The sequence below is a fragment of the Nocardioides pacificus genome (assembly GCF_054775955.1).
The window spans coordinates 1,746,386-1,758,684 of the sequence record NZ_BAAHCI010000005.1; the positions used below are offsets into that span (position 1 = coordinate 1,746,386).

The 12,299-nt window shown below is 71.4% G+C and carries 11 protein-coding genes; 7 read left to right on the plus strand and 4 right to left on the minus strand.

Features of this window, described 5'->3' with window-relative positions:
* The first annotated feature begins 7 nt into the window (after positions 1-7).
* Entirely contained in the window at positions 8-856 is an 849-nt protein-coding gene (locus ACYU7L_RS10995) for an esterase/lipase family protein (RefSeq protein WP_460796221.1), read from the plus strand.
* On the opposite strand, the gene ACYU7L_RS11000 is transcribed toward ACYU7L_RS10995, so the two are convergent.
* Positions 857-1,819: a GNAT family N-acetyltransferase gene (locus ACYU7L_RS11000; RefSeq protein ID WP_460796223.1), complete on the minus strand. Its 963-nt coding sequence runs from the start codon at positions 1,817-1,819 to the stop codon at positions 857-859.
* Between the two features lie 102 nt (positions 1,820-1,921).
* On the opposite strand from ACYU7L_RS11000, the gene fdxA reads away from it, so the two are divergent.
* Both fdxA and dapC read left to right on the plus strand, forming a co-directional pair.
* Positions 1,922-2,245, plus strand: coding sequence for a ferredoxin (gene fdxA / locus ACYU7L_RS11005; protein ID WP_460796225.1), 324 nt, complete (start codon positions 1,922-1,924; stop codon positions 2,243-2,245).
* Positions 2,242-3,363: a succinyldiaminopimelate transaminase gene (gene dapC / locus ACYU7L_RS11010; RefSeq protein WP_460796227.1), complete on the plus strand. Its 1,122-nt coding sequence runs from the start codon at positions 2,242-2,244 to the stop codon at positions 3,361-3,363. Before fdxA ends, dapC begins: the two co-directional genes overlap by 4 nt.
* A gap of 32 nt (positions 3,364-3,395) precedes the next feature.
* Here the strand turns inward: dapC and ACYU7L_RS11015 are convergent, their stop codons facing one another.
* Positions 3,396-4,367 carry a hypothetical protein gene (locus ACYU7L_RS11015; protein ID WP_460796230.1) on the minus strand — a complete coding sequence of 324 codons (972 nt, stop codon included), beginning with the start codon at positions 4,365-4,367 and terminating at the stop codon, positions 3,396-3,398.
* Positions 4,368-4,393: 26 nt separating this feature from the next.
* Positions 4,394-5,338, minus strand: coding sequence for a 2,3,4,5-tetrahydropyridine-2,6-dicarboxylate N-succinyltransferase (gene dapD / locus ACYU7L_RS11020; protein ID WP_460796232.1), 945 nt, complete (start codon positions 5,336-5,338; stop codon positions 4,394-4,396).
* Positions 5,339-5,728: 390 nt separating this feature from the next.
* Here dapD and ileS point away from each other — a divergent pair, with 390 nt between their 5' ends.
* Positions 5,729-9,079, plus strand: coding sequence for an isoleucine--tRNA ligase (gene ileS / locus ACYU7L_RS11025; RefSeq protein WP_460796235.1), 3,351 nt, complete (start codon positions 5,729-5,731; stop codon positions 9,077-9,079).
* A 103-nt stretch (positions 9,080-9,182) separates the two neighbouring features.
* On the opposite strand, the gene ACYU7L_RS11030 is transcribed toward ileS, so the two are convergent.
* A complete protein-coding gene (locus ACYU7L_RS11030; protein WP_460796238.1) occupies positions 9,183-10,025 on the minus strand; it encodes an LLM class F420-dependent oxidoreductase in 843 nt (280 codons plus the stop codon).
* A gap of 82 nt (positions 10,026-10,107) precedes the next feature.
* On the opposite strand from ACYU7L_RS11030, the gene dapE reads away from it, so the two are divergent.
* The 3 genes from dapE to ACYU7L_RS11045 are packed head-to-tail and all read left to right on the plus strand — an operon-like array spanning position 10,108 to position 12,297.
* Entirely contained in the window at positions 10,108-11,190 is a 1,083-nt protein-coding gene (gene dapE / locus ACYU7L_RS11035; protein WP_460796240.1) for a succinyl-diaminopimelate desuccinylase, read from the plus strand.
* Entirely contained in the window at positions 11,187-11,978 is a 792-nt protein-coding gene (locus ACYU7L_RS11040; protein ID WP_460796242.1) for an LOG family protein, read from the plus strand. Before dapE ends, ACYU7L_RS11040 begins: the two co-directional genes overlap by 4 nt.
* Before the next feature lie 4 nt (positions 11,979-11,982).
* A complete protein-coding gene (locus ACYU7L_RS11045) occupies positions 11,983-12,297 on the plus strand; it encodes a DivIVA domain-containing protein (RefSeq protein ID WP_460796244.1) in 315 nt (104 codons plus the stop codon).
* Positions 12,298-12,299: the final 2 nt, after the last annotated feature.

Below are 12,299 nucleotides of genomic sequence, written 5' to 3' on the forward strand. Positions count from 1 at the left end.
GGGGGACATGCGTCGTGTCGCCCTCGGAGTCCTGGCCGTCCTCGCCCTGCTGGTTTCGATGATGGGGCCGGTGTCGGCTGCGCCTGCCCCGGCCCCCAGCCTGCCGCTGCCGACCCTGGGCTTCCCGCCGGACGGGGCCAACGACTGGTCGTGCCAGCCGACGCGCAAGCGCCCCACGCCGGTGATCATCGTGCACGGCACCTTCGGCGACCAGAAGTCGCTGCTCGACCCGCTCTCGCGGGCGATGGTCGACCGGGGCCTCTGCGTCTATGCCCTCGACTACGGCAACCGCGGCACCGGCCCGATCGCGGCGTCGGCGCGTCAGCTGAAGAGGTTCGTCGCCAAGGTCCGCCGCTCCACGGGCGCCGCGAAGGTGTCGATGGTCGGGCACTCCCAGGGCGGGATGATGCCGCGCCACTACATCAAGTTCCTCGGCGGCAAGAGGGTCGTCGACGACCTGGTCGGCATCGCGCCGTCCAACCACGGCACCGCGATCAGCGGCGGAGGCTCGGCCCTGCAGGCGCTCACCGACCCGCTGCTCGGCGTGTTCTGCGTCGCCTGCACCCAGCAGGTCGCTGGCTCGCCGTTCCTGAAGAAGCTCAACGCCGGCGACGAGACGCCGGGCAAGGTGAGCTACACCCAGATCACCACGCAGTACGACGAGGTGGTCGTGCCGCACACGTCCGGCTACCTGCGCCCCGGGCCCCGCACGACCAACGTGACGATCCAGGACAGCTGCGCCGCCGACTTCGCCGAGCACCTGCTGATCCCGATGAGCCGCACCGCCATCGCCTGGACGCTGAACGCGCTCACGAGGCGTGGGGCGGCGGACCCGGGGTTCCGGCCGGCCTGCTGATCAGCCGGGCGTGAGGTAGCGCGCCGTGTGGTGGCTGACCAGCCCCAGCGCGCCGTAGAGCGCCAGTGCGGCGGTGTTGTCGGCCTCCACGTGCAGCCACACCGTGGTGGCGCCGGTCTCGCCCGCCCAGTCGAAGAGCTCGTCGAGCACCAGGCCGGCCAGGCCGCGGCGGCGGTGCTCCGGCGCGACGTGGAGGCCGTGCAGCGCGAGCCAGTCGCGGTGCAGGCTGCCGCGGCCGCTGGCCAGCACGGTGCCACTCGCGTCGCGGACCTCGACGACGGCGTGGGTGCCGTCCACCAGCAGCGTCGCTTCGGCGTCCACGCTGGCGCGCAGGCTGCGGCGAGCCCGTCGGGCCTTGGCCAGCGAGCCGACGCGGAACTCCGCCTCGCCACCGGCGAGCGGCTGCCAGCCCCGCTCGAGCAGCGCCCGCTCCGCGTCGCTGCCGGCCTCGACCTGGATCAGCGGGTCGCGGTCGCGCTCGGTGTAGAAGGCCACGACGGCCGCCAGCGCCTCGTCGTACGACGTGCCGGGCTCGCCCATCGCCAGGCAGGAGTTGGCGCGCTTGAGGGGACGTCCGACCGGGGCGGGGTCGCAGCGCAGCACCCAGTCGCTCGCCACCCCGTCGAGCAGCGGGACCCGCTCCATCTGCGGCCACAGCGCCAGCGTGTGCTCCTCGCAGGCACGGGCCGAGAGCCGGTGGTGCACCGAGGGGCGTGGCGGGACCGGCTTGCCGGAGACGATGTCGGCGATCCGGATCGCCACCGCGACGCCGTCCTCACGCCGTACGACGACCTCGGCGTCGTCCCAGGATTGGGCGACCCCGAGGGTGTCCGTCAGCGCCGGACCGCCGGTGGGACCGGTCTCGCCGCGAACCACCCGGCGGATGACGACGCGCTGGCCGACCACGTGCGGACCCAGCAGGTGCTCCCCGGTCGCGGGCTCCTCGGAGGTTTCGCTGGACACCTGTCCAGTATCAGGAACGGTGGGTTCCGGGCGATCGGGCATGGGGGGATACTAAGGTTTGCTGAGCACCCGCTCTCGCAACGCGTTCTTCAGGAGGAACTGGTGACCTACGTCATCGCCCAGCCGTGTGTCGACCTCAAGGACCGCGCGTGTGTCGACGAGTGTCCGGTCGACTGCATCTACGAAGGCAAGCGGATGCTCTACATCCACCCCGACGAGTGTGTCGACTGCGGTGCGTGTGAGCCCGTCTGCCCCGTCGAGGCGATCTTCTACGAGGACGACACGCCGGAGCAGTGGAAGGACTACTACACCGCCAACGTCGCGTTCTTCGAGGACCTCGGCTCGCCCGGCGGCGCCGCCAAGATGGGTGAGATCGACAAGGACCACCCGTTCATCGAGGCGCTGCCCCCGCAGAACCAGGAGTGAGCTCGCGCCGGGTCGGAGAGGACCCCGTCTCCCGGCGGCTGCCGGACTTCCCCTGGGACCAGCTCACGTCGTACGCCGCGCAGGCGCGCGCCCACGCCGATGGGATCGTCGACCTCTCGGTCGGCACCCCGGTCGACGCGACCCCCGAGGTCGTGCAGGCCGCCCTGCGTGACGCCGCGAACTCGCCGGGCTACCCGCTCACCATCGGGCGTCCGGAGGTCCGCCAGGCCGTCATCGACTGGCTCGGGCGACGCCTCGGGGTGACCGGGGTCGGCCTGGACGGCGTGCTGCCGGTGATCGGCTCCAAGGAGCTGATCGGCTCGATGGCCTGGCACCTCGGCCTCGGGGCCGGCGACCTGGTCGCCTACCCGCAGCTGGCCTACCCGACCTACGAGGTCGGCGCGGCGCTGGCCGACGCCAGGTCGATCGCGACCGACTCCCTGACGGCGCTGGGACCCGAGGTCCCGGCGATGCTGTGGATCAACTCGCCGTCCAACCCCACCGGCAAGGTGCTGCCCGTCGACCACCTGAAGAAGGTCGTCGACTGGTGTCGGGAGCGGGGGACCGTGCTGGTCTCCGACGAGTGCTACATCGAGATGGCCTGGGAGCCCGAGCACGCCCCGATCTCGGTGCTGCACCCCGACGTCTGCGGGGGCTCCCACGAGGGGATCCTCGCGGTGCACTCGCTGTCGAAGCGCTCCAACCTCGCCGGCTATCGCTGCGCGTTCGTCGCCGGCGACCCGGCGCTGGTCGGCGAGCTGCTCGCCGTCCGCAAGAACCTCGGCCTCCAGATGCCCGGCCCCCAGCAGGCCGCGATGATCGCCGCCCTCGACGACGACGCCCACGTGGCCGAGCAGCACGCCCGGTACGCCGCGCGCCGCGCTGTCCTCAAGGAGGCGTTCGAGGGCGCGGGCTTCCGCATCGACCACTCCGAGGCGTCGCTCTATCTGTGGGCGACGCGTGACGAGGACTGCTGGGAGACCGTCGACTGGCTGGCCGACCGGGGGATCCTGGTGGCGCCGGGTGAGTTCTACGGTCCCGCCGGCGGACGGCACGTGCGGATCGCCTTCACCGCCACCGACGAGCGGGTCGCCGAGGCGGCTCGGCGGCTGGCCTGACTCCGCCTGGCCTGACTCCGCCGGGGCCCCGACTAGTCGGCGACGTCCACGTGGACGTGGTCGCGGTGCTCCAGGATCGCGGCCGTGCGGGCGTCGCGGCCGTCGGTGTCGACGTTGTACTCCCGCCAGCCCGCGCCCGAGCGGCGCGAGGTCCAGATCTTGTCGTCGAAGATGACCGTGTCGATGTCGAGCCGGTCGGACTGCGCGACGAGATAGCCCGCCATCGCCCAGCCGCGCCGCTTGTTGGCCTGGTTGACCGGCCGGAAGAACGCGTCGATCGCGCGCCCGTCGTAGTGCGCCGAGCCCTCCTGGTGGCCGCTCGAGACGCCGTCGGGGTCGAAGCCGCCCAGCGGCACGTTGCCGAAGGCGACCTTGAGGTCGCGTCGTACGGTGGCCGCGCGCTTGGTCAGCCCCGCGTCGTCGAGCTCGTCGGACTCCTCCTCGCGGGTGTCGTCGACCGTGCAGGTGAACGCGCCGTCGGGGGAGTTGCCGGTCAGCGCCGAGGCGAGCACCCGGCCGTCCTCGGCGTGGTCGGCGTAGGCGTCGGGGAAGGCCGAGCGCTGCACCGCCTGGGCGGCCTCGGTGATCGGCATCGACTCATAGCCGTCGATCTCCACGAGCGCGTCGTAGAACTTGTTCGTCGCATAGACCGGGTCCTGGACCTGGGCCTCGGTGCCCCAGCCCTGCGAGGGGCGCTGCTGGAAGAGACCCAGTGAGTCGCGGTCGCCGAAGTCGATGTTGATGATCTTCGACTCCTGGTAGGCGGTCGCGAGCGCGATCGACGCCGCCCGCGCGGGCAGGCCGCGCTTCACGGAGATCGCGGTGATCAGGGCGGCGTTCTCCGCCTGGTCGACGGTCAGGTCGACCTCGCGCCCACCCACGCTCGCTGTACAGCCGCTCTGGCCGGGGATCCGGACGAGGCCCTCCTGCACGGCGAGGCCCGCGACCAGCACGAGCGCGAGCAGGCCGATGCCGCCGCCCGCCCACGCCAGACGCTTGCCCACCCGCGACACCTGGGTCCTTCGCGCGCTCAGTTGGCGTGCAGTGCGGCGTTGAGCGCGATGCCCTCGCCGCGCCACGGGACGGCCTCGATCGCGCCGGTCACCGAGTTGCGGCGGAACAGCACGTTGGAGGCGCCCGACAGCGTGATCGCCTTGACGACCTGCGGCTTGCCCTCCATGTCCTTGACGGTGACCTTGGTGCCCGCGGTGACGTAGCAGCCCGCCTCCACCACGCAGTCGTCGCCGAGCGAGATGCCCAGGCCGGAGTTGGCGCCCAGCAGGCAGCGCTCGCCGACGCTGATGGTCTCCTTGCCGCCGCCGGACAGGGTGCCCATGATCGAGGCGCCGCCACCGACGTCGGAGCCGTCGCCGACCAGGACACCGGCGGAGATCCGGCCCTCGACCATCGAGGCGCCGAGCGTGCCGGCGTTGTAGTTCACGAAGCCCTCGTGCATGACGGTGGTGCCCTCGGCGAGGTGCGCGCCGAGGCGGACCCGGTCGGCGTCGGCGATCCGGACGCCGCTGGGCATCACGTAGTCGACCAGGCGGGGGAACTTGTCGACGCCGAAGACGGTGACGTGGTGGCCGGCCGCCTTGAGGCGGGCCCGGGTCATCTCGAAGCCCGCGACCGCGCACGGTCCGGCCGAGGTCCACACCACGTTGGTGAGCAGGCCGAAGACGCCGTCCATCGAGATCTCGTGGGGCACGACGAGGCGCGACGACAGCAGGTGCAGGCGCAGCCAGACGTCCTCGGTGCTCGCGGGGGCGGCCGACAGGTCGGCGATCTCCACGCGCCGCACCTCACGCCGTACGGCGCGCAGGTCGTCGTCGCCCTCGAGCGCGGTCAGCTCCGCGGGCGCGGTCGCGTCGGCGGGGGCATCGCCGAGCGCGGGCTCGGGGAACCAGACGTCGAGGATGGTGTCGTCAGCGGTCAGGGTGGCGAGGCCGAAGCCCCAGGCGTTAGCGGCGGTCACACTGCCCAACTCTACGGAAGGGGCCCCCACCCCCTTGTAACGCGGGGTTATGCGATCCACCACAGCGTTATTTCGCTGTGGTGGACCCGATAACCCCGCGTTACACGAGGGGTGGGCGCTGAGGCTCGCCATCGGATTGGTCGCCGCACCAGCGGAGGCGTAATCTGACCCGCAAGGCGTCTGAGCCGTCATCAGCGGCGAGCCTCCGGAAGAACGGCGCGCGAGCGCTCACTAGAACCGGACGGGTGGGCCCGTCACAGCCTGCGATGAAGTGGTCGTCCGCGTGCGGGCGGCAAGCGAGGTGGTACCGCGGCGTGAGTCGTCCTCGTGGTCTCGACAAGCTCGACCGACGATGACCCGACCGACGTCCCGCCTCAGGAGAAGCCACCGATGACCTACCCGAAGGTCGCCACCAGCGGCGCCAGCTCTGTCCCGTCCTCCCCGCGCTTCCCGGAGATCGAGGAGAAGGTGCTGGAGTACTGGAAGGGTGACGACACCTTCCAGGCCAGCGTCGACGCGCGTGACGCCGGGGCCGACGGGGCCAACGAGTTCGTCTTCTACGACGGCCCGCCCTTCGCCAACGGGCTGCCGCACTACGGGCACCTGCTGACCGGCTACGTCAAGGACATCGTGCCGCGCTACCAGACCATGCGCGGCAAGCGCGTGGAGCGCCGCTTCGGCTGGGACACCCACGGTCTGCCCGCCGAGCTCGAGGCGATGCGCCAGCTCGGCCTCAAGACCACCGACGAGATCCACGATCTCGGCGTGGAGAAGTTCAACGACGCCTGCCGCGAGTCGGTGCTGAAGTACACCGGCGAGTGGCGCGACTACGTGACCCGCCAGGCGCGCTGGGTCGACTTCGACAACGACTACCGCACGCTCAACCCCGACTACATGGAGAGCGTCATCTGGGCGTTCAAGAGCCTGTATGAGAAGGGGCTCGTCTACGAGGGCTTCCGCGTGCTGCCCTACTGCTGGAACGACGAGACGCCGCTGTCCAACCACGAGCTGCGGATGGACGACGACGTCTACAAGAACCGCCAGGACCCGGCCGTCACGGTCGGCTTCGCGCTCGACGCGGTGGAGGGGGCGCCCGACCCGGTCCTCGACGGCGCGCATGTCCTGATCTGGACCACGACGCCGTGGACGCTGCCGTCGAACCTCGCGGTGATGGTCGGCTCCGACATCGAGTACGTCGTCGTCGAGGCGCCCGTGCCCGGTGGGGAGGGTACGGCGCGCTACCTGCTCGCCGAGGCCCGGCTCGCGTCGTACGCCCGGGAGCTGGCGGACGCCGACGGCGAGTTCGCCGTGCTCGGCCGCTACCGCGGAGCGGACCTGGTGGGGCGCTCCTACACCCCGCCGTTCTCCTACTTCCTCGGCCACGAGAACGCCTTCCGCGTGGTCGCCGCCGACGATGCCGTCACCACCACCGATGGCACCGGCGTGGTCCACACCGCCGGCGCGTTCGGTGAGGTCGACAAGGAGGTCACCGACCGCGAGAGCATCGAGGCGGTGATGCCGGTCGGCAAGGACGGGCGCTTCACGCACCCGGTCGAGGACTACGCCGGGATGCTGGTCTTCGACGCCAACCCGCACGTCATCGACCACCTCAAGGCCGTGACCCGCCTCGTTGGTCGAGCGTCCCTCGCTGGTCGAGCCCCGAGCGCCAGCGAGGGAGTCGAGACCCCCGAGACCGGCTCGGTGACCCCCGGCACGATCCTGCTGCGCCGCGAGACCTACGACCACTCCTACCCGCACTGCTGGCGCTGCCGCGAGCCGCTGATCTACAAGGGCGTCTCGTCGTGGTTCGTCGAGGTCACCAAGATCAAGGACCGGATGGTCGAGCTCAACCAGCAGATCACCTGGGTGCCCGAGCACATCAAGGACGGCCAGTTCGGCAAGTGGCTGGAGAACGCCCGCGACTGGTCGATCACCCGCAACCGGTTCTGGGGCTCCCCGGTGCCGGTGTGGAAGAGCGACGACGAGGCCTACCCGCGCATCGACGTCTACGGGTCGTTCGAGGAGCTGGAGCGCGACTTCGGCGTCACCGTCACCGACCTGCACCGGCCCTACATCGACGACCTGACCCGCCCCAACCCCGACGACCCGACCGGCAAGTCCACGATGCGTCGCGTCGAGGACGTCCTCGACGTGTGGTTCGACTCCGGGTCGATGTCGTTCGCGCAGGTGCACTACCCGTTCGAGAACGCCGAGTGGTTTGACGGCGGCGCCGGCAAGCAGGGGCACTTCCCGGGCGACTTCATCGTGGAGTACATCGGCCAGACCCGCGGCTGGTTCTACACGATGCACGTGCTCGCCACCGCGCTGTTCGACCGGCCGGCGTTCAGCTCCTGCATCAGCCACGGCATCGTGCTCGGCTCCGACGGCGCCAAGATGAGCAAGTCGCTGCGCAACTACCCCGACGTCAGCGAGGTCTTCGACCGCGACGGCGCCGACGCGATGCGCTGGTTCCTGATGTCGAGCCCGATCCTGCGCGGCGGCAACCTGGTCGTCACCGAGGCCGGCATCCGCGACTCCGTGCGCCAGGTGCTGATGCCGCTGTGGAGCAGCTGGTACTTCTTCACGCTCTACGCGAATGCCGCCGGTGAGGGCGGGTACGACGCGACGCCGCGCACCGACTCCACGCACCCGATGGACCGCTACATCCTGGCCAAGCTGCGCCAGTTCGTCGCCGAGACGACCGGTCAGCTCGACACCTACGACATCGCCGGGGCGTGCGAGTCGACGCGGACCTTCGTCGACGTGCTGACCAACTGGTACATCCGCCGCTCGCGCGAGCGGTTCTGGGCCACGGGCGGCGCCGACGCGGGGGAGACCGCGGACGCGTTCGACACCCTCGCCACCGTGCTGGACGTGGTGTGCCGGGTGACGGCGCCGCTGCTGCCGCTGACGACCGAGGAGATCTGGCGCGGACTGACCGGCGAGCGGTCGGTGCACCTCGCCGACTGGCCGTCGGTCGACGAGCTCCCCGCGGACGACGCGCTGGTCGCCGCGATGGACGCCGTGCGCGACGTCTGCTCGGCCGGCTCGGCGCTGCGCAAGGCCGCCAAGCTGCGCAACCGGCTGCCGCTCTCGGAGCTGACCGTGGTGGTCGACGGGGCGCAGGCGCTGCGCGGCTTCGAGGCGATCATCGCCGACGAGCTCAACGTGAAGTCCGTGCGCCTGCTCGACCTCGCGGCGCCCGAGGCCGCGTCGTACGGCGTGTCGCAGAAGCTCAACGTCAACGCCCGCGCCGCAGGTCCGCGGCTCGGCAAGGACGTGCAGCACGCGATCAAGGGCTCCAAGTCCGGCGACTGGTCGGTGGCCGAGGACGGCACCGTGACGTCGGGCGGCCTCGCGCTGGAGGAGGGCGAGTACACCCTCGAGACCGTCGCCGCCGGTGCCGCCGACGGGACCGCGACCGGTGTGCTGCCGGGTGGGGGCTTCGTGGTCCTGGAGACGACGGTGTCGGCCGAGCTGGCCGCCGAGGGGCTCGCCCGCGACCTCGTGCGCGCCGTACAGCAGGCGCGACGCGACGCCGGTCTCGAGGTCTCCGACCGGATCACGCTGACCGTCGACGGCTCCGAGTCGGTGCTCGCCGCGACCCGCACGCACGAGGCGCTGATCGCCGGCGAGACGCTGGCGACCGAGGTCGTCATCGGCGCCGGCGCGGGCGCGGGTGCAACCGAGGCCCCGGTGGGCGAAGGCGAGACGGCGACGGTGACCGTCACCAAGCGCTGACCCGTCAGAAAATCACGCTGACCCGTCAGAAACTCTCAGAGGATCGAGCGTTTCTGACGGGTCAGCTGGATTTCGAGCCGGGTCGTGCGAAGTTTGTGACGGGTCAGCGGAGCTTGGTGGCCAGTCTGCCGAGGTAGGCGCGGACGTCGTCGGGCGACTTGTCGGGGAGGCCCCAGATGGCCTCGGTGACGCCGGCGTCCTCCCAGGAGCCGAGCAGCTCGGGGGTGGGGCGCGCGGTCGCGAGGACGTGGATCGCGGGCTCGCCGGAGCGGCCGGCGTCGGCCCAGGCGGCGCGCAGGCGCTCGGCGTTGCCTGCGACGTCGGCCTCGGTGGGCGTGGTCATCCAGCCGTCGGCGTGCGCGGCGATCCAGGCGAACGTCTTGGGGCCGGCGCCGGCGCCGATCAGCAGCGGGACGTGCGCCTGGGCGGGCTTGGGCCAGGCCCACGAGGCGCCGAACGACACGAACTCCCCGGCGTACGACGCCTCGTCCTGGGTCCACAGCGCGCGCATCGCCTCGACGTACTCCCGCAGCACCGTGCGCCGGCGCCCCGCCGGCACGTGGTGGTCGGTGAGCTCGTCGACGTTCCAGCCGAAGCCGGCGCCCACCGTGACCCGGCCGCCGGAGAGGTGGTCGAGCGAGGCGATCGACTTGGCGAGCGTGATCGGGTCGGACTCGACCGGGAGGCAGACGGCGGTCGAGAGCCGGATCCGCGAGGTGACCGCGGCCGCGGTGGCCAGCGAGACCCACGGGTCGAGCGTGCGCATGTAGCGGTCGTCGGGCAGCGTCTCGTCGCCGGTGCCGGGGTGGGCCGCCTCCCGCTTCACCGGGATGTGGGTGTGCTCGGGCACGTAGAACGTGTCGAAGCCGGCCTCCTCGGCGGCGCGCGCGGCGTCCGCCGGAGTGATGCCGCGGTCGGAGGTGAACAGGACGATCCCATGGCGCATGCGCTCAACCTAGAACACGTTCCAGGCAGGCGGAAGGGAAGCTGGACACCTGTCCAACTGACGGGCTGGTTGGATGGTGCCCATGACGCAATCCGCCCTGACCCTGCTCGACCTCGAGGCAGACGTCGTCACGCTGACCGAGCAGCTGGTCAACATCGAGTCGGTCAGCCGCAACGAGGAGGCGATCGCGGACGCGGTCGAGGCCGCCCTCAGCGCCTACCCTCATCTCACGGTGTCGCGGCACGGCCACACGATCGTCGCCCGCACCGACCTCGGCCGCGCCGAGCGCGTCGTGATCGCCGGCCACCTCGACACCGTGCCGCTCAACGACAACCTGCCCGCGCGCCGTGACGGCGACCTCCTGCACGGCCTCGGCACCTGCGACATGAAGGGCGGCGACGCGGTCATCCTCCACCTCGCCGCCACGCTGCCCGACCCCGACCGCGACGTCACCTTCATCCTCTACGAGGCCGAGGAGATCGAGGCGATCCACAACGGCCTCCAGCACCTCGCCGACAGCCACCCCGAGCTGCTCCAGGCCGACTTCGCGATCCTGATGGAGCCCTCCAACGCCTCCGTCGAGGCCGGCTGCCAGGGCACGCTGCGCGTCGAGGTGCGTACGACGGGCGAGCGCGCCCACTCCGCCCGCAGCTGGCGCGGCGTCAACGCCATCCACGGGGCCGGCGCGATCCTGCGCAAGCTCGAGGAGTTCGAGCCCCGCAAGCCGGTGATCGACGGGCTGGAGTATCACGAGGGCCTCAACGCGGTCTTCATCTCCGGCGGCGTCGCCGGCAACGTCGTACCCGACGAGTGCGTGGTCACCGTGAACTACCGCTTCGCCCCCGACCGCTCCGAGGCCGAGGCGGAGGCGTTCTGCCGCGAGCTCTTCGCCGGCCACGACGTGCGCGTCACCGACACCTCGCCCGGTGCGCTGCCGGGCCTCGGAGTCCCCGCCGCCGCGGCGTTCATCGAGGCCGTCGGTGGGCAGGTCGCGCCCAAGTTCGGCTGGACGGACGTGGCGCGCTTCAGCGCGCTGGGCATCCCGGCCGTGAACTTCGGTCCCGGCGACCCCATGTTGGCCCACAAGCAGGAGGAGCACGTGCCGATCGAGCACATCACCCGTTGCGAGCAGCAGCTGCGGCGCTGGCTGGGAGGCACGCGATGAGCACCGAGCATGGGGGGGAGCACGCACGCTCCCACGTCAAGCGGCGCGGCGCCGAGATGATGCGGCGCACCCAGGTCGACGGCGGCACCACCGACCAGCGGCTGCTCGACTCGCGCGGACCCACCGACTGGGTGCACACCGACCCGTGGCGGGTGCTGCGGATCCAGTCCGAGTTCGTCGAGGGCTTCGGCGCCCTGGCCGAGCTCGGGCCGGCGATCGGCGTCTTCGGCTCGGCGCGCACCAAGGTCGACCACCCCCACTACGCGATGGCCGAGCAGGTCGGCCGCCAGCTCGCCGAGGCGGGCTTCGCGGTCGTCACCGGCGGCGGCCCGGGCGCGATGGAGGCCGCCAACAAGGGCGCCTCGGAGGCAGGCGGCGTGAGCGTCGGCCTCGGCATCGAGCTTCCCTTCGAGACCGGCCTCAACCCGTGGGTCGACAAGGGCATCAACTTCCGCTACTTCTTCGCCCGCAAGACGATGTTCATCAAGTACAACCAGGGCTTCATCGTGCTGCCCGGCGGCGTCGGCACCTTCGACGAGCTCTTCGAGGCGCTGACGCTGGTGCAGACAGGCAAGAAGACGTCGTTCCCGATCGTGCTGCTCGGCGTCGACTACTGGTCGGGCCTGCTCGACTGGCTGCGCGACACCGTGCTCGCCGAGGGCAAGATCTCCGCCCAGGACCTCGACCTGATCACTCTCACCGACGACGTTGACCTGGCCGTCTCGCTGATGGTCGCGGCCCGCGACGGCGACTGGCCGGCCGACCCCGTGCCCGAGCAGCCGGAGTAGCGACGTGGTCTGGTTCTTCGCGATCCTGATCGTGCTCGCGATGGGCGGTGTCGCGCTGGTCGCCGCCGGCCGGGGCGACCCGCTCGTCGACGTGTACGACGATCGCCCCGACGCGCTCGTGCCTGCCGACCGGCCGCTGGGGCCCACGGACCTGCGCCGGGTGCGCTTCTCGGTCGCGTTCCGGGGCTACCGGATGTCCGAGGTGGACGCGCTCCTCGACCGGCTGGCCCGGGAGCAGGAGGCCCAGGCGGCAGGCCCCGAAGATCGCCCCCACGCCGTACCACCCACCGACGCGCATGGCGGGCTCGACGTGGACTAGGG